Annotated in this window: 22 protein-coding genes and 3 pseudogenes; 9 read left to right on the top strand and 16 right to left on the bottom strand. The window is 39.9% G+C overall.

Annotated features, from left to right (window positions below):
- Window positions 1-460: 4Fe-4S dicluster domain-containing protein (locus CK510_RS11205; RefSeq protein ID WP_095721783.1), on the top strand; the 460-nt coding region annotated here is incomplete at its 5' end.
- Window positions 457-1,323 carry a CoB--CoM heterodisulfide reductase iron-sulfur subunit B family protein gene (locus CK510_RS11200; protein WP_095721782.1) on the top strand — a complete coding sequence of 289 codons (867 nt, stop codon included), beginning with the start codon at window positions 457-459 and terminating at the stop codon, window positions 1,321-1,323. The genes CK510_RS11205 and CK510_RS11200, both read left to right, overlap by 4 nt.
- 92 nt (window positions 1,324-1,415) lie before the next feature.
- Here the strand turns inward: CK510_RS11200 and CK510_RS11195 are convergent, their stop codons facing one another.
- The 11 genes and pseudogenes from CK510_RS11195 to CK510_RS11150 form a co-directional block, all read right to left on the bottom strand.
- Window positions 1,416-2,012, bottom strand: a complete 597-nt coding sequence (locus CK510_RS11195) for a hypothetical protein (RefSeq protein WP_095721781.1) — start codon at window positions 2,010-2,012, stop codon at window positions 1,416-1,418.
- A 267-nt stretch (window positions 2,013-2,279) separates the two neighbouring features.
- Window positions 2,280-2,699 carry a pepsin/retropepsin-like aspartic protease family protein gene (locus tag CK510_RS11190; RefSeq protein ID WP_095721780.1) on the bottom strand — a complete coding sequence of 140 codons (420 nt, stop codon included), beginning with the start codon at window positions 2,697-2,699 and terminating at the stop codon, window positions 2,280-2,282.
- Entirely contained in the window at window positions 2,692-2,952 is a 261-nt protein-coding gene (locus CK510_RS11185) for a hypothetical protein (protein ID WP_095721779.1), read from the bottom strand. The genes CK510_RS11190 and CK510_RS11185 overlap by 8 nt, the downstream gene beginning before the upstream one ends.
- Before the next feature lie 76 nt (window positions 2,953-3,028).
- A complete protein-coding gene (locus CK510_RS31675) occupies window positions 3,029-3,181 on the bottom strand; it encodes a hypothetical protein (protein WP_158224882.1) in 153 nt (50 codons plus the stop codon).
- A gap of 2 nt (window positions 3,182-3,183) precedes the next feature.
- Complete coding sequence (locus CK510_RS11180) at window positions 3,184-3,951, bottom strand: class I SAM-dependent methyltransferase (RefSeq protein WP_245912057.1); 768 nt, start codon at window positions 3,949-3,951, stop codon at window positions 3,184-3,186.
- A gap of 248 nt (window positions 3,952-4,199) precedes the next feature.
- Window positions 4,200-4,787, bottom strand: a complete 588-nt coding sequence (locus CK510_RS11175) for a class I SAM-dependent methyltransferase (protein ID WP_095721777.1) — start codon at window positions 4,785-4,787, stop codon at window positions 4,200-4,202.
- Window positions 4,788-4,878: 91 nt separating this feature from the next.
- A complete protein-coding gene (gene cydB, locus CK510_RS11170; protein WP_095721776.1) occupies window positions 4,879-5,892 on the bottom strand; it encodes a cytochrome d ubiquinol oxidase subunit II in 1,014 nt (337 codons plus the stop codon).
- 9 nt (window positions 5,893-5,901) lie between these two features.
- The gene (locus tag CK510_RS11165) at window positions 5,902-7,344 is read right to left on the bottom strand and encodes a cytochrome ubiquinol oxidase subunit I (RefSeq protein ID WP_095721775.1); all 1,443 of its coding nucleotides are present in this window, start codon (window positions 7,342-7,344) and stop codon (window positions 5,902-5,904) included.
- A 401-nt stretch (window positions 7,345-7,745) separates the two neighbouring features.
- Window positions 7,746-8,267 carry a DUF3122 domain-containing protein gene (locus CK510_RS11160; RefSeq protein WP_095721774.1) on the bottom strand — a complete coding sequence of 174 codons (522 nt, stop codon included), beginning with the start codon at window positions 8,265-8,267 and terminating at the stop codon, window positions 7,746-7,748.
- 42 nt (window positions 8,268-8,309) lie between these two features.
- A pseudogene (locus tag CK510_RS33385) lies at window positions 8,310-8,873 on the bottom strand (Tll0287-like domain-containing protein).
- Between the two features lie 102 nt (window positions 8,874-8,975).
- Window positions 8,976-10,298 carry an NAD(P)/FAD-dependent oxidoreductase gene (locus CK510_RS11150; protein ID WP_095721773.1) on the bottom strand — a complete coding sequence of 441 codons (1,323 nt, stop codon included), beginning with the start codon at window positions 10,296-10,298 and terminating at the stop codon, window positions 8,976-8,978.
- 445 nt (window positions 10,299-10,743) lie between these two features.
- Between CK510_RS11150 and CK510_RS11145 the strand changes: the two are divergent.
- The 5 genes and pseudogenes from CK510_RS11145 to CK510_RS11125 all read left to right on the top strand — a co-directional run.
- A pseudogene (locus tag CK510_RS11145) lies at window positions 10,744-10,875 on the top strand (cytochrome b6-f complex iron-sulfur subunit); the annotation flags it as partial.
- Between the two features lie 261 nt (window positions 10,876-11,136).
- Window positions 11,137-11,514 (top strand): rhodanese-like domain-containing protein, encoded by a 378-nt coding sequence (locus tag CK510_RS11140; RefSeq protein ID WP_095721772.1) that lies wholly within the window; start codon window positions 11,137-11,139, stop codon window positions 11,512-11,514.
- Window positions 11,515-11,617: 103 nt separating this feature from the next.
- Window positions 11,618-12,331 carry a class I SAM-dependent methyltransferase gene (locus CK510_RS11135; RefSeq protein ID WP_095721771.1) on the top strand — a complete coding sequence of 238 codons (714 nt, stop codon included), beginning with the start codon at window positions 11,618-11,620 and terminating at the stop codon, window positions 12,329-12,331.
- Window positions 12,332-12,345: 14 nt separating this feature from the next.
- Window positions 12,346-12,714: a DsrE family protein gene (locus CK510_RS11130; protein WP_095721770.1), complete on the top strand. Its 369-nt coding sequence runs from the start codon at window positions 12,346-12,348 to the stop codon at window positions 12,712-12,714.
- Between the two features lie 40 nt (window positions 12,715-12,754).
- Window positions 12,755-13,756 (top strand): NAD(P)/FAD-dependent oxidoreductase, encoded by a 1,002-nt coding sequence (locus CK510_RS11125; protein ID WP_095721769.1) that lies wholly within the window; start codon window positions 12,755-12,757, stop codon window positions 13,754-13,756.
- A gap of 58 nt (window positions 13,757-13,814) precedes the next feature.
- Here CK510_RS11125 and CK510_RS11120 read toward each other — a convergent pair whose 3' ends face one another.
- From CK510_RS11120 to CK510_RS32705, 5 genes are all read right to left on the bottom strand, one after another.
- A complete protein-coding gene (locus CK510_RS11120) occupies window positions 13,815-14,180 on the bottom strand; it encodes an ArsR/SmtB family transcription factor (protein ID WP_095721768.1) in 366 nt (121 codons plus the stop codon).
- 270 nt (window positions 14,181-14,450) lie between these two features.
- Window positions 14,451-14,822 carry a hypothetical protein gene (locus tag CK510_RS11115; RefSeq protein ID WP_373695796.1) on the bottom strand — a complete coding sequence of 124 codons (372 nt, stop codon included), beginning with the start codon at window positions 14,820-14,822 and terminating at the stop codon, window positions 14,451-14,453.
- A gap of 52 nt (window positions 14,823-14,874) precedes the next feature.
- Entirely contained in the window at window positions 14,875-15,786 is a 912-nt protein-coding gene (locus CK510_RS32715) for a hypothetical protein (protein ID WP_211293165.1), read from the bottom strand.
- Window positions 15,787-15,795: 9 nt separating this feature from the next.
- Window positions 15,796-16,059 (bottom strand): hypothetical protein, encoded by a 264-nt coding sequence (locus CK510_RS32710; protein ID WP_211293164.1) that lies wholly within the window; start codon window positions 16,057-16,059, stop codon window positions 15,796-15,798.
- A gap of 135 nt (window positions 16,060-16,194) precedes the next feature.
- Window positions 16,195-16,404, bottom strand: a complete 210-nt coding sequence (locus CK510_RS32705; RefSeq protein ID WP_211293163.1) for a hypothetical protein — start codon at window positions 16,402-16,404, stop codon at window positions 16,195-16,197.
- 218 nt (window positions 16,405-16,622) lie between these two features.
- Between CK510_RS32705 and CK510_RS33380 the strand changes: the two genes are divergently transcribed.
- On the top strand, window positions 16,623-16,976 hold the full coding sequence (locus CK510_RS33380; RefSeq protein ID WP_245912052.1) for a helix-turn-helix domain-containing protein: 354 nt from the start codon (window positions 16,623-16,625) through the stop codon (window positions 16,974-16,976).
- Between the two features lies 1 nt (window position 16,977).
- A pseudogene (locus tag CK510_RS11100) lies at window positions 16,978-17,214 on the top strand (hypothetical protein); the annotation flags it as partial.
- Window positions 17,215-17,461 lie beyond the last annotated feature (247 nt).

Here is a 17,461-nt window from a genome sequence, read left to right as displayed (position 1 = left end):
TTGTATGCAATGTGGCACTTGTAGCGGTGGTTGTACGAATGCCGATTTGATGGATATTTTACCTCGGAATCTGGTATTGATGGTGCAACGGGGGGAATGGAAAAAGGTACTGCAAAGTCAAGCGCTGTGGTTATGTACTTCCTGCCAAATCTGTACTTCTCGCTGTCCCCGTGGGGTTCGACCTGCTGATGTGATCGAAGCGGTAAAGGCGATCGCAATTCAACAAGGTATCAACAATGACTCTACCAGGTTTAATCAGATATTTGTGGAGTTAATTGAGAAACGGGGTATTTTGTTTGAACCGGAATTAATGCACAAATATGGCGGGATTTCTGCAATGCTCAAACAGGCAAAATTAGGTGCAAAATTAGCTCTAAGAGGTAAATTATCGCCATTACCAGCCCAAGTTAAAGAACCCCAGAAATTTAGTCAAGCATTAGCAAAGGTAAACCAACCATGAAATATTCTTACTATCCGGGATGTAGTTTGCATACCACTGCGAAGGAGTTCGATTTATCAACAAAAGTGGTGATGCGAGAGCTGGGAATTGAACTAGAAGAACTGCAAGATTGGTCTTGTTGTGGGGGTTCTGTCGCTGGGGGTGTTTCCCATGATGTGGGGATGGCTTTAGCAGCGAGGAATGTGGTTTTGGCGCAAAATCAAAATACGGATTTATTAGCAGCTTGTTCTGGTTGTTACAATAAGTCAGCTAAAGCAGCGAAAGCATTAGAAAATCAGCAAGAACGGCAGAAAATTACCACTATTCTTGCAGATATGGGTATGTCTATTTCTGGTAATAATATTAAAGTCAGAAATGTGGTGGATGTCTTAGCGAATGACCTGGATATTGCTAATCAAGTTAAAAAGCCCCTCACAGGTTTGAAAGTTGCTTGTTATTATGGTTGTCTGTTAACTAGACTAGCAGATATAACCGGATGGGATTCTCCAGTGTTCCCGATGTCGATGGATAGATTAGCTGAAGCTTGTGGTGCAGAAGTGCTAGATTTTCGTTCCAAAACAAAATGCTGTGGTGGACCGATTTTAGTACCCAAGGAAGATGTGGCTTTTGAATTGACGAAGCGACTATTGGATGAGGCTAAATCTTTGGGTGCAGATTGTATTGTCCTTGCTTGTCCCTTGTGTTCTACTAATTTGGAGTTGAGACAGCCGGATATTGAGAGGAAGTACGGTGTTAGTTATAATTTGCCTGTGATTTATATTACGGAGTTAATCGGGTTAGCGTTGGGGATTAAGCCAGGGAAATTGGGGATGGATAAGCATATTGTTTCCACGAAGGGGATTTTGAGGAAGTTGGGGATTTGATGGTTTGGGTGGTGTGGGAGTTTTGTTGGGAGTGCGATCGCGCTAGAGGTAACCTAGGCTGTTGAGTAGTTACCAGTTATCGGCAACCTTATCTAAAATCGAAAATAATCGCGTATCATTTTAAATACTTCATAACCATAATTGGCAAGAATATATAAGGGATTTGTATGAACAGATGTCAAAGAAGTTAGGAACCAAGAAGAACTGCTGAAAGAATTTATATCTGAAAAATCGGCATATTTTTGGAAATCAAACTCTTTCATTTTTTCTTGAAAAGACTCACGCATCGATGCGAGTAAATGGTTAAAAATGATCGGGTTTATTTCTTTAGCAAATCTGATCTCTCTTTCGTCAATATGAGGAAAGGTATCCTTGCCAAATTTTTTTAATAATGTACCGCCAACAATCGCACCTCGATTGATATCTTCAGTTGCATATAAAGTAGCAATTGCTGCCATGATCTGGCAAATTGTCTCCTCATCACGTACTATAGATGTTTTTAACGCTAACTGTATCGATTCTTGTATATCTGGCTTACTAACTTTCCCAAGTGTGACTTGCAACCAATCAGCAATCTCTTGAGTTGTACCTACTAATTTCTTTTGTAGGTTTTTGTCATCTGCAAGATTTTTAAGTGCATACTCAATTATATCAAGCAAAACGGCAACAAAAGCTATTGTCACTTCCATATTTTGCTCTCTTCTCTAAAATTTGTTAGATTAGGCAGTACGACTATTTATTATATGCAAGCTTTATACAGAATCATTACGCATATTCACTGAATTTCGTACAATCACTCTTGCCAGGTACTGTGTGCGATCGCCTTTAGTGAAGATTTAGTGCGATCGCTCTGACTGGTTACTGTGCGGGATGCTTTGGTGAGTGTTTGATGCGATCGCCTTTACTGGTTACTGTGCGGGATGCTTTAGTGAGGATTTAGTGCGATCGCCTAAAATTCATTTTTCCCTTGGACAAACCTCAAAAGCTAACTCGTGTCGATAGAAACACACATTAAACTCCGCAAAAAAGTTCATGTGTCCCAAAATAACAGGTACATCTTGCGCTTGAGTCCAAGCAAATGCAAGTAAAACAGGAGAAAATGAAGCAACTGTACCAGATACAATCAAACCTTTAGCCTCGTGATGAGCTAAATTACCACTTAATGGAATAGAAACTGTCTGATTTTCCCATATTGCTCCCAGCTGCATACCAATTTCGTAAGGTAGTACATTGACACTTGCACCTGTATCCAATAATGCCATTACTTCTACAGAATAGCTTCCACTCGTAAGGGTTAAAGGCAAATATGGCATTGTACTTGATCGTCCAAGGTTATCAGTTCGTTGTGTAAATTGAAAACGTTGACCATCAAGCATTATTTGCCTCTTGTGCTGTCAGTAGCATATCAGACAAGGCTTGAACTGCCTGATTATCGGTTTGAGGAGACCAAACAACGGCTTCTGTTGATGATAATTGATTTAGAAGCGTACTCTGTGTTTGAGTATCTGCAACAGGTTCTAAGCTACATCCTTCTTCCTTTGCAACTTCTAAAAGCAGAAAATGGATTAACCGAAGTTTATCTTGATGAGAAAGTTGACTAACCGTTGGTAAAATTTCGCTCAGAGACATATTAAAAAATAATGAAACTGTCTCGATTTTAGCTCAGTAACGATGACAGATTTGCAGAATATCCATACTACTATTGTTAACTAAGACAGATTAGATTGTGCGATCGCCAACAATTTTCCCCATCCTTCAAACTACAATATTGTAAAAAACGAATATGGTTCGTGTGTTTTTTGTAGGGAGTGCGATATGCCTTTGGCATTAAGCTTTGCTTATCGCACTTTTGTTTCATAATCATTTTTCAGCAATAACCAGCATTTCAAAATCTTCGGTTGTCAACTTGTCATTTCTAGAAAATGCTCCAAGCTTTGCTGCAAATATATTAATTTCTTTATATCCGAGGGACTTTAACAACCAATTAATTTCACTGGGAACGTAATATCTTTCATTACATTCAAGGGTCTTTTTATTTCCAGAATCGTCTTCAAATTCCGTAACATTATAGTCTCGAAATGTCATTAAATCAAATCTATTACTTCGACATGCGGAATTGCCTTCTTTTGTGTTTGCAGCGTAAAACTTTTCAACAGAATGAAACAGTGGGAATAATCCATTTAAAGTTGTAAATATCAATTTACCATTCTCTTTGAGAGATTTTGTCACACAATTGAGTATTTCATAATTCATTTCATCTGTTTCCATCAATGAAAATCCACCTTCACAAAGCATGATTGCAACATCAAATTCATTGTTAAATGAAAGATTTCTTGCATCTTGTTTTTGAAAATCAATCTTTAAATTATAACTTTCTGCTTTTTGCTTCGCTCTAGCAAGTTGAGCTTCTGATAGGTCAATCCCAGTAACGTTATATCCCCTATTTGATAATTCAATTGTATGTCTGCCAGTTCCGCATCCAACGTCTAATATTTTTAATGACTTATCAAAATTTATCTCCCTTTCAATGAAATCGCATTCACCAACAGTACCCTGTGTGAAATTTTCATTATCATATTTCAATCCGTAATTTTCAAAAAGAGATTCATACCATTGTTTTTTCATCATCTCGCTCCTTGATGTTTCCTTTATGCCGTTTAACTATTATTAAGTGAGCCGATTACGCGATCGCTTAATTTCTCAATCATGCTTGAAACCCTGACTGATGAAAATGGGTATCAGTAGTGCGTCAGTAATTCTTCGATTCTGCATCTTCGTTCTTGTTCTTGAAATAAATCGCTAAAGCAAGAAGGGCAGGATGAGATGTTTCGTAATTTCATTATTTTCTCATCCTCCCATCGTCTCCACTGCGCTAATTATGGTTTCATAGCCAGTAATTGTACGATAGCACTATGTCCCTGATGAAACAGTCCTTCCTGAATTTCTCGCTCAACTTCTGCGGTCTGTTTAAACTCTAACCCATCCAATTCTTGCCGGAGCGTTGTCAGTTCCATCATTAAATCGGCATTGGGCGGACCTCCCGTTTTGAATTCTAGTTGACGAGGTGTATACGCTTCCAGTACAAACACACCACCAGATCGCAATCCAGAAACCACTTGTCGATGGATATTAGCACGCAGGTTCGGTGGTAAGTGACAGAAAATAGAAACGATCGCATCCCAGGAATTCGGTTGAATTGTAAAATCAGCCAAATCTGTGACGATGGTTTCTATCTTTACAGAACGCTCTGCTGCCAATTTATGGGCTTTCTCTAAGCCAACAGGAGAGGCATCGACAGCAGTCACCTGACATCCCTGCTGTGCTAAATAAACGGCATTTCTGCCTTCCCCTTCGGCTAAACAAAGTACAATACCCTTGGGAATCTGTTGAATAACTTCTACTAGAAAGTCGTTAGGATTTTTGCCAAAGGCATATTCTGTTTGGCTATATCGCTCATTCCACATAATCGATCAAACCTCTTGGTGTCAAAATACCACCCCGCTTTAAAAAGACGGGGCTATCTTTTTTCCGCATTATTTTAGGTATGCAAGAAAATCACTCTCCATAAGCATCACTGACCACTTTGCCACGAAACACCACATAGTTATAGATGTTGTAGAACAACATAATCGGAATCAGAACCCCAATAAAAGTGAGCATAAACACCAAAGCACTGGGGGAAGCTGCGGCTTGATAAATGGTGATTTGGTTGGGGATAATGTAGGGAAAGACAATTAGTCCTAAGCCAATAAAAGTCAGCAAGAAAATCAAAATTGTCCAAATCAATGGGGTGTTTTCTTCCTCTCGGTTGAGACTTCGCAACAACAACCCCACCAGCAACACACCCAGCACGGGAATCACAGCAAAGATGTAAACCAAAGGTGGGCTAAATAACCGAGTTCTCGCCGCTTCATAGACAATTGGGGTGGCAATGGTAATTAAAATTGCGCCAATAAAGGTGGTGATAGCAGCAAGTTTCGCAGTGCGGAAGTGGGTTTTTTGTAGTTCCCCTTCAGTTTTCAAAATCAGGTAGGTGGAACCAATCAATACATATCCCTGAATCAAAGTCAAGGCAACTAAAAGCGATCGCCAATCCAGCCAATCCCAGGTGGAACCGATAAAGTGACCCGACTGATCCACGGCAATCCCTTCAATTACACTACCCAGGGCAAAACCTTGTCCAAGTGCAGCGATAAAACTGCCAGCCCCAAAGGCAAAGTTCCAAAGAAACTTGCGATTGGAATGTTCTCGAAATTCAAACGCCACTGCTCGAAAAATTAACCCAAAAATCATCATGAAAATGGGAATATATAGGGCACTAAGGATAGTGCCATAGGCGAGGGGAAACGCCCCAAATAAAGCTCCTCCCATCAGCACCAACCAAGTTTCATTGGCATCCCAAATATTACCCAAACTGGTCATCAGAATACTACGGCGTTCTTCATCTGAACTGGTGAGAGACAGGATACCAACCCCCAAATCAAACCCATCCAGCATGACGTAGAGAAACAGAAATAACGCCAGAATCACAAACCAAACTTGAGGTAGAAAATGTAGTAATGCGTCCATATTATTAACCTACTGTTGTGCTTCTGCTGGACGTTGATCGGGAATAAATGTAGCTGGTTCTGTCTCCATTGCGGGTTGGTCATCTAGTCCTGGTACAGGTAGCTCTAAATTGGGACCGTGGCGAATAATCCGGCTACCAAAGTATAGGGTCGAGACGAATAGAATCGAGTAAACAACCGCAAACAAGGTAAGGGAAGTCAGCACATTTCCGGCGGGGATGTGAGAGGCTGCATCAGCCGTGCGAATTTGCCCATACATTGCCCAGGGTTGTCGTCCGACACAACGGACAATCCAACCTGATTCAACTGCTATATAGCCCAAAGGAGCCGCAAAAATCCAAGTCCGCAGCAGCCACTTTTGCTGACCAATTTTCTCCGGGGAGAGGTTGCCCAACAACCATTGCAGAAGGCTCCACAACATTAATCCTGCCAAAAAGAAGCCAATGCCGCTCATAATTCGGAAAGAATAGTAAATCAATCCCACCATACGAGGGCGATCGCTCGGTGCCCATTCCTTCAATCCCCGGACGGGTTCAGATAAGTTCTTCTTAAATTCGAGAATGTAGCCTAATCCATTGGGAATAGTAATTTCCCACTTATTTTTTTGTCCAGCTTCATCAGGTAGTGCCAGCAAGCTCCAATCGGCAGGTTGTCCAGCAGGACTGGTTTCCCATTTGGCTTCCATTGCTGCCAGTTTGGTGGGTTGATAGTGAGCCACTTGCTCGGCGCTCAGATGTCCGATATAGATTTGTAATGGAGTGACAGCAACAGCAGCTGCCAAAACGATTTTGAGCGATCGGGCAAAGAACTCTTGATGGCGGTTGTTGAGAATATACCAGGCACTAATGCCACCAATTACAAATAAAGACGTTTCCAGGGTGGCAAAAAACATGTGTGAAACGCTTTTCACCATGAAGGGATTAGAGATTGCTTGAAAGTAATCACTGACGATAAATTTGCCATTCACCATCTCCCCACCAGATGGAGTTTGCAGCCAGGAATTAGCCACCAAAATCCAGAAAGTCGAGAGGTTGGCACCAAAGGCAACCATGATAGTGGCAAGGTAGTGAATGGCTGGATGCACCCGTCCCCAGCCAAACAGCATAATACCCAGGAATCCCGCTTCGAGCATGAATGCCATCGCCCCTTCAAAGCCGAGAATGCTACCAAAGAAGTCACCGACTGCTTCCGAGAAGGGTGCCCAGTTTGTACCAAACTGAAACTCCATCGGCAAACCAGATGCGACCCCAATGCCGAAATTGAGGACGTAAAGCTTTGACCAAAACCGAGCATGGCGGTAGTAATCGGGGTTGCGTGTTTTTAGCCACAGCCCTTCCACAATGACTAAGTAGATTGCCATACCTGTCGTCAGGACGGGCCAGAGCATGTGAAAAATTGCCGTTAGAGCAAACTGAATTCGTGACAATACAACGGTGTCTGTAAGAAACTGCATGAATTTTCCTTATTGTGGCAGGTTTTAGAGATAGCAATTGAGATGAATGCTCTGCAATTCAATCAGATATTGAGTTTAGGAGAGAAGTTAAATTTCTTACTAATTTTTAGGAAAATTTTATAGTTTCGAGGTTATGATAACGCATTGTAGTCTAATCTTGTTTTCTCTTCTAATTAGGGCTTGCTGAATAAAAGTGGAATCTAGGACATATAAGGATTTCAAGCATTTTTTTGCTAAATAAATCCAAGATTATAGGACTAATATTTGATTTTTGTTGGTGTAACCTGCGCTAACACACCCTACAATACTTAAATTTGTAAGTGCAAAGCACAGGCTATGCCAACAAAAATAAAATCGGATTCCTATATAACATCTAGAATCTCAAAAACCTCGCACTGATATTACTCATTGTGAGCAATTGTTTGCCATTCTAAAATTACTTCGGCAGGAATTTTGAACTCTATAGCTTGATTATCTTTCATCACTAAATAAAGATTGATTGCTGCTGCATTTGGCAATTTTTCCAATATATTATTAACGTTATATTCACCAACATTTTCAGATGGTGCTTGTTCCGCAAAGACATCTTTTGCATCAAAAATATTGCCATTTTTCGTGATTATTTGTAAAGACTGTGGGTGAGCGAAATTGGCAGTACCAGGAAAAGCTACCAAACGTAAATTAATGCTAGGAAAAACATCACCTTTCACTCGCTTGAATAAAACTACCTGCCAAGCATTACCCTTATCATCTCGTAGCTGATGTCTAGATTGAGAAAGAATTTGACCAGGGGCTTCCTCGATAGTACTAATTGTAGCTGTAGCAGGTGTAGGATTAAAAGTTCCTAAGCTCAATAAAATTAATAAAACCAATGCACCCAATAACAATAACCACGAGAAAGATTGTCGGATTTTACACCACATAAAATTGCCCCTCATTTTTTGCTTTTTTATTTAAAACTAACATCACTTATTGATGAAATTTCTACTATTTTCTAAAGCCTCCTTCAATCCATCAGGAATAAACACAGCATACATTCCCCGTAAATCCCCGACATGAAAATCAAAAGCAAAGTCTTGAGGATATTTATCTTTGACAAATTGAGGACGAGAATTTTTAGCACCATGACAAGCAAGACAACTTGCCTCAATATTAATTCGACGATAGTAGCGAATACCATCTTTACCATTGATTTGTTATTGCTCCCAAAAGCCAATTAATTCGGGATTTTGTTCAAATTTAGCCAGTGCGATTTGGGAATGCAAATTATCGGGAGCATGAGCAGAATTGCGATATTTTTTAGCAATTTGTTTTACCTGCCAGCCATTTTCTTGACTTAGTTGTTTAGCTCTAATTCCCACTGGTTGACATACTTCTTTAAAAATTTGGATGGTTGGCTCTTGTTTTTGACCTTCTAAGGTAGAAGCTAAACCGGAACGCATGGCATCTAAATATTCAATTTCTTGTACTGCTTTTGCTAATTGTGTCGGTTCAATATCAGCTTTAGCAATAGATGGATTCCAGATCAATCATACTGAGATAATCAGAACTGTAAGGATGATTCTAGACAATGATTTAAACATAGTCTTATACTCCAGAAATTACATAACTGATGAACATAAATCACAAACTTAATTCTTATAAGTAGTTGAAGGTAATTTTGAACTAACCGCAACTAATGACGAATCAGAAATCGCTTCCACCAACGACAAACCCAAAACCCGTAAACCCCAACGTTCAAACCACGGTACGGACATTCCCAAGCGCATCTTAATTAAGAAAAATTTCTCAAAACCTATCTTGACCCAATTTACCCAACGACCGCATTTAGCTACAGAAATCCGTCGTTTTCCAGTTACGCAGTCAGGCAATACGGGAGCAGCAATAAAAATGATACCCGTATCGCCAAAATCTGCCATACAAATTGCTTCCAGGGTAGGTGTCACAGGTGCAGCTTGAATCACTCCTAATTCCCTGGCAATGTTATGAGCAACAGCCATTCCCATTGCTTCCGTCATTTGCCCAGTTTTCGGTACACCAATGGGTATGGGTGTCTTTTCTGGTGAAGTTAACTGCACCACTACACCCAAGCTATAAATTGAAGGAAAGTCAGGATGTTGGTATGTCGGTAAAATTGGTACTAACCCGTTCTCGTCCGTTAACCCCTGTGCTGACTGCAAAAAGGTCGCACCCCGGAAAGGTGGCAGTACCATTGAGTATTGAAAAGGTAAACTGCACCCATCCGCTAAGGTAATATTTTGGGGACTAATCTCAGTAATTGCCGCATTCTCAATCAACTTAATATCTCGTTGCTGTAGCATTTGAGTTACTAACTCCCCTGAGTTTGCCATCCCCCCAATACCCAAATGACCAGCATAGGGTTCTGGTGTCACCAAAGTAATCGGTACTTGATGACGCAAACCCCGTTGTCGCAACACATAATCTGCCAACAAAGCAAACTCATACAGAGGACCAAAACAGCTTGCTCCTGGCACTGCTCCCACTACTAATGGTCCCGGATTCTCCAGAAACTTTCGCCATGCTTCCCGCGCCAATAAAGCGTGGTGGGGATTACATACAGATTGGGTATAACCTTGCTCTGGTCCCAATCCCGGTACTGCATCCAGCGCTAAGGATGCCCCTGTTGCAATCACTACATAATCGTAATTAACAATTTTCTCGGCAACATTAAGGGTTTGTGCGTCAGGATCAAGTGCCGTAACTTTTCCTTCTATCCAATCAATACCTCGTCGTAAAAGCAGATTTTCTATATCTAGTTGAATGTTTTCCAGGGGGGTTAAATCGAAAGCTACCCAAGGTAGGGAGGGAATAAAGGTAAATTTGGGGTTATCAGAAATCAGCGTGATGCGATCGCATTTCGGCAGCAAGCGTCTCAATTCATAAGCTGTTGGTAATCCTCCTATTCCTGCACCCAGTACGACAATGTGAACCATGCTGATTACTCCGATTGCTAAAAACTGACGCAGGATCGAGGAAAAGAGTCACTATCAAACAACTTTCTATTCCCACGTTTTTAAAAGACTAGCGATAATACTATCTAACCAGATAGTAATACAATTATATTTTAAATTCAAGTTAACCCCTAAAAGTAACTAAACGAATAAAAACAAAAGCATAGTTACTTAATACAGAAGTATAAAGAATGTACAGTAGATAAAATATGAGACCTAGAACCTTTCTATAAAAAGGATTTATGTCATGCGATCGCTACAGGTTAGTATATTTTTTCTCTTTTTTGATCTTGATCGAGAAATATGTCTATAGATTAGTTGACCAAATTACCAGATAGTAATATAGTGAATATATAAATAGTGTTGCCAAATTAAAATACTCAAAAAGGTAATCAACACCTATACCGACATTAGGAAGTGTAAATTCATGTCAGAAAGTTTTCCTTTAGAAAGTCCTTCAATGTCGAGACGACAATTACTTAACTTCCTCACAGGTGCAGTAGTTGCCACTACAGCGAGTACGCTGCTGTATCCTGTGGCTAAATTCTTTGTTGCTCCCTATGATATTTCCTCATAATTACAAGATGTCTGTGGATTAGAAGTAGAGTAGTAGGGGAAGTTTCTACTACTACTCTATTTTTTCCAATCAATATAATTAGTATTGAGCGATTACCAAAAAAAATATGGGAGCATCCACTTTTGGCGGATAGGCTTTTTTAGACAACCCATATAGTAAGGTTTCTGGTACTCAATAATTATGTTTCTTCCAAAAGTGGATGCTCCCAAAAATATACTATACAGCTAGGCAAAAAGTTTAAAGATGAAATCCATTTTAGATTCACAACCAGAAGTTATTAATCTTTCTCCAGAAGAGTTTACTCAGTTATCTCATCCACCTCGCTTAATTGATGTTCGCAGTAGTTTTGAATATGGCATATTTCATGCTCCTAATGCTGTAAACCTTAGTCTTCCTCGTATTTTAATGGGTGGTAATTCTTGGCTACGTCATTGGATTTTACCTCAGTGGTTTCAGAGATTACCTAAAGATGAACCTATTGCCCTAATTTGTCTAACGGCTCATCGTAGTCCGATTGCTGCCAAAAAACTTCTCCAAGCTGGATTTATCAAGGTTTATAATGTCACCGGAGGCATGATGGAGTGGCGAGAACTGGGACTTCCTACCTGTAAAGGTAAATAAGTAACTGATTAAAAATTGATTGAAATGAAATTAATTTTTCCAAAAATCACTAAAAATTGGCATTTTAACTTTGCCTAAATAAATTAACATTGAAAGGATAATCATGAATCTTTCAACTATCCAAAAACGTCTGTTTGCTTGGGGCATGGGAAAAGCTAATACTGCGGATGATAATGCTATTAAGCTAATAGGTTGCCCTGAATATAAAAGCTTAGGAGAACTCAAGCAAGCATTATTAGGCAATTTACAAAATACAGTTTTAGAAATTGGATCTGGTGCAGGGGCAAACTTATCTTATTGTTCCCAAAATATCCATTGGATTGGTGTAGAACCGAATATATATATGCACTCTTACCTAGAAAAAGAGGCACAGCAACATGGGCTATCTAACATTAAACTTTATCAAGGAACAGCAGAAGACTTACCAGTAGAGGATGAAAGTATCGATACAGTTGTCAGTACCCATGTACTTTGTTCTGTCACTAATCCTCACCGTAGTCTCCAAGAAATTAAACGCATCCTCAAACCAGGAGGAAATTTTATCTTTATCGAACACGTCGCAGGAGAATGTGGTACGTGGACAAGAAGAGTTCAAGATGGGATTGAACCAGTTTGGAAAACTTTGTTTGATAATTGTCATCCCAACCGCGAAACCGGGAAGATTCTCGAAGAGGTAGGGTTAGAAACTGTTAATTACTATCAGTTTCAACTGGCTTTTCCGATTGTTAGTCCTCATATAGCTGGAATAGTCAAGAAGAAAAATATGGAAATAGCATCACAAAGTTCAAGAACTTTAATTGGCAATCAAAATCTATAAAAGGGATTCAAGTAATGGAAACTACAGTTAAAGATGGAGTATTTATCCATATTAGTCGAGGTGTAGAAGACCCCCATCGGGTCTTGATGGCATTAACCCTAGCGGAAAAAATGTCTGAGGATAAAGATGTTTTAGTTTTCTTTGATATTCAAGGCATAGAAGTTCCTATCAAAAATGGGAATGCAATAGAATTTAGGGAGTTTGAATCATCAGCAACCCTATTACCTAAACTGATTGAGAAATGTATTTTGGTATGCGTATGTCCAATGTGTTTAAAAGCCGCCAATCACCAACCAGAAGATTTAATAGAGGGGGTAAAACTGGCTGAAAAAGAAGCTTTCTTTAATTTTACTCAAGGACGTATTTTGTCTTTGAATTATTAATATAATTGCTGCTTTTTTTCACTTCAAAGGATAAAAATTAATGGAACTTTCCAAGAAAAACCTTAATCAACGTCTTAACCAAATCTACGATGTAATTATTGTCGGTGGTGGTGCTGGGGGATTATCTGCTGGTATTTACTTACAAAGATTTAATCTTTCAAGTTTAATTATTGACAAAGGGAAAGCTCGTTCTTTCTGGATGCAAGAATTACACAATTATCTAGGTTTACCACCAGACACCCCTGGTAGAGTTTTATTACAGAAAGGCAAGGAACATTATGCTTCCCTTGATGGTGATTTTCTCAATGCATATGTTGAGGAAGTTGTAGAGGAAGGAGAAACCTTTGCAGTCAAGGTTAAGGTGGGGCGTGTAAATGGTGTTGACGCAGTATTTCGTTCTAAATATTTGATTGCTGCTAGTGGTATTATTGACAATCTGCCACCCTTAGATGAAATGCGGAATGTTTATGACTATGCTGGGTATAATTTGCATGTCTGCATGGTGTGTGATGGCTATGAAATGACGGATAAAAAATGTGGTTTCTTTGCAGGTAGTGAAGCCAGTATTGAAGAGATGGTATTTAACCTAAGCTGGTTTACACCCTACATTACCGTATTTACCCACGGAAATTTTGCAGTTAGTCCCGAAATGCGTCAGCAGTTGCGAGAACATGGTTATCCCTTGGTGGAGACACCGATTAAGCAATTTTTGGGACAAAATCACCAAATGACTGGTGTGGAATTGGTGGATGGTTCAGTGATTGAGTTAGAAACTGGTCTAATTTCTATGGGTTCTCATTATCACAATACATATCTGCAAGGGATAAACCTGGAGGTGAAAGGGAGTAATTTGGTGACAGATAAAATGTGTCAGACTTCCCACCCGCGAATTTTTGCCATTGGTGATTTGAAGGTAGGGTTAAATCAGGTGGTAATTGCTGCGGGGGATGGTGCTTTAGCTGCTACCCAAATTTGGCGGGATATTCGTTGCGAGACTGGTGCGCGTCGTTGGGAGGAGAATTTAAAGGTAAATGTCTTCTAGCTAATTGGGGGGAATAACTCCCCAGCAACTTTTTTTGAATTTGTTGGTGAGGAAACAGTTATTTTGAGAGGGTTCCTAAAGCTTTGATCTGTTCAAATTCTTTAGCCCGCTTTTGTATTTGATCCCCAATGCGATCGCAAACTAATTCACATAAACTGAAAATCACAGGGTCACTGATAGCATAGTAGACGCTAACTCCTTTTTGTTGACGGGATATCAAACCTGCTTGAGTCAAGACTTTTAAATGTTTTGATAGATTTGGCTGTCCCAAACCCGTCGCTTCACCCATTTCGGTAACGTTCATCGCGCCCGTTCTCAGACAACTCAAAATCTGTAAGCGGCTAGTTTCAGCAAGTACCTTGAAATACTCTGCAACGGGAGCAAGCACTTCTGGAGAATTTTGTTGAGAAAGAGTCTTTGACATGAAGATTAACTTAAATTAGAATCAATTATATTACTATATGGTTATTTTAGCTTATGATTTGGTTAGAAGTAAAGCCTATTTGTAATAAATTAAGGCATGAAAAATACATAACTGCGTAGCTTTAGTTTCTCGCTCTTTCGGTATCATGTAGCTTGCTGCTCCCATAGTTCAATCTATCGGGAACTCAGGGTGGCAAATTTCTGATATTTGGAGGGATATTCGAGTCGATAACTTTTCTGATTGAGAAAAATAAATACTCGTATAGGTTTATTAGTTTAAATATTGCTGCAATTTGAAAATTAAATGAAAGCATCGCAGTAAAATCTCTACTGAATAATGGTAAGGCTTCCCATAAAACCATCCTTCCACGGTTCGTTCATGATACCCGGTTAATGTTGATAAAGTCGTGAGACAAGCTTTCATGTACCCCGTATGATTTCGTTCTCCATCACAGGGCAATTCGATTCCAGGATGGATAACTGGTATCCAAATCAAGCACCATTCTTGTGGTGTCATCGGTTCGACAAGTGTGAAAACTATCTGTTGAATATTTGGGTTGTTTTGTGTTTGTCGTAATATAAACTTTGCAAACCACCGAGGAATTTTCTTGGTGTTAGTTTGTTGTTCAAGATGAAACTGCATTTCAATTTCTTTGTTTAACTGAATTTTCCCCATGTCAAATCCATCGCCATTTTTAGCCAATGGCAAAATTCGACACAAATCTAATTTGATGTAAATCTAAAATGCGATTTCTTCCTGTTGGTAAGTGGGAGAAGAGGATTTTAGGTCGGCAATAAATTGAGCGAACTGACAAGTCAGCGCAAGCTATCGCATTTATCCCCGTGCAAAACATCCCACTAGCAGCACGATACCCGCGACTGCTCCAACCACTCCAACCAAATTTTTCCCCTATCTCGCCAAACTCAGCCACAACAACATCTGATTCTTGGGAATTGCTCATTTGCAACCGAACCAATTCTTGCTCTTTCTGCGACAACACATTGTTTAGGCGATCGACTTCCTGCATTAATGGCTCGATAGTTTTCTCCAACTCCGAGTTAACCACCTTTGCAGCTTGATTGTTAAAGGTATTGCCCCAATTCTTCGCACTAGAGTTTTCAAGGGCTTTTTCTAACTCAGCCACTCGCTTTGCTAATTGTTGGTTTTTGGTTTGCAATGCCCGTATTGACTTTAGTTGATCTTCTTTCGCTGCTAATTGTGCGAGTAAATCTTGGTTTTTTAGTGCGATCGCATTCGCATGTTCTTGAGCAGCTTGAATTTCTTGTTTTGCTGCATGTAATGCTGCATCCCGAATTTCTACAAATCGTCCCTGTTCCAACTCGGCTTTTTCGCGGTTATATTGAGCGATCGCATCTGCAATTTTCCGCTCAACCTCAGATGCGGTAAACAATTCCTGGGAATTTATCTTTCTGGGTGACTGCTGAGTTTCTGGCTCGATTTGGTGTGGCTTGAGCAGGTGCTTGACTTCCATCCCCTGAGCGATCGTATGGTCAAGCAATACCCAGAAGTCATCTTGCCGCTTGGACATGATTATCCCACTGCTCCCATTCCAACCCGTATTCTCTTCCTTAACGACTATTCGCATTCCTGGGACTCATTCGGGGATTGAGGAGGAGATTTGATTTGCGTCCTCACTAGGAAATGCTTGCTTACTTCCTTCCTCTCTGGCTCTCTCACTCCCTCGCTGCTGCTTAACCTGGGCTGCGGTCTTTTTGCCCGATTGCACCAATTCCTTGACCAAATCGTGGCTCACTTTGGTTAGCTGTCGAAGTGCAGAAACGCTCCAATTTTGGACGTTCTGACGGATTAATTTTTGCGATCGCGTGGGTAATTTCTCGAACCAAGCGCTAATTTCCATCGCTGAGGAGGCAATATAGCGTGATGCACCAAAATCTGGTGAGGCAAGCCATTCAGAGAATACTTTTTTTCCGTTTGGGCAAAATGCAAGGCAGTCAAAGTAAAAATCCTGGAGCGATATCTGCGATGAGCTTCGCTAACGCCCAATCTCTATCAATCCATCAAAAGTCTGGCGAACAAAACCAAAGAAGCTTCCGAGAGTGGATTTTGCCTTGGTTTGTAGATCGGGTTTGGTAAAGCGATCGTAGTTGAATGTGTACTTTAGCGCAAAAGGTACTGTTGGAATTGGAGAATTGGCTTTTTTGTCAAGTTGGACTGTGCCAATTACTTGCTGTTGTGTCATCATAGTCTTGACCTGAATATTGGGTCTAGATTGAAGGCGATCGCACGAGTTTCTCAGGCTGTGGGCGATCGCTTTTTGCTATTCACATCTTACATACTCTTAGTAGGTATTTCAATAGATAGATATATGATAGATGGTTATCTATCGGACGACTTACAATAAAAACTATTAATAGATAGACTACTCAGAGTAGGTTAATCTATATATTATGAATTCAAATTATGGCTGTGGAAGTAAAACTTAAAGAAATTAGAAACGTAAGAGGTATTTCGCAAAACGAACTAGCAAGGCGACTAGAAATGTCATTGGCTAATGTCCAAAAAATTGAATATGGTAAAGCCAAGTCAATCCCTTTGGACACCCTTGATAAGTTATGTCAGATTTTACAGTGCGAGGTCGGCGATCTACTAGTCCGTGTACCCGATGGTGATGGGGAAAATTCAGAACACCCCACAAACGGTAGTTCTCCAACTGCGGAGCAAAATGCTTCTGTAAATCATGCTCAATCGACTTCCGTGCGGACAACTAAAATGGCTGTTGGAAAAATTTTAGTATTTGAAAGAAGGTCTGCATAAAACAGGAGACTTGCTTGGCTATGGAGTTTGCATAGATTCTCTCCACCAACAAAGCCAAGCTCGGTTCAATCCCAATGATTGGTACAACGATACAGTGATTATTGATGAGTGTGACCAAGTTTTCTGGCATCTTCTTAACTCTGGAACCGAAGTAGCAAAACGTCGGGTTTCTGTACTCAAAAACCTCAAGTTGCTGATTCAGAATGTATTGAGTAGTCCTCAAGGAAAGATTTATCTTCATGACTGATGTTGAAATTGTTAGTTATTAATACTGTTTGTTCTTTATTCTTTCTTCAAAATTTATGTTTTTACTCATCTCCATCGTGAAGTTTTCGGTGGAAACTCATAATCCCATAGACATTTATTGAGCATATTTGCTAAATTTGCTACACGCAATAAAAAAATACTTTAAATCCAATACTTGGTAATTATTAACACTGGTAAATCTCCCAAGCCATTATTAAACAAAATCTGAACTAAAGTGT

The sequence above is a fragment of the Brunnivagina elsteri CCALA 953 genome (genome assembly GCF_002289455.1).
In the GTDB taxonomy this organism is placed as follows: domain Bacteria; phylum Cyanobacteriota; class Cyanobacteriia; order Cyanobacteriales; family Nostocaceae; genus Brunnivagina; species Brunnivagina elsteri.
This window is presented reverse-complemented; position numbering and strand designations above follow the sequence as displayed.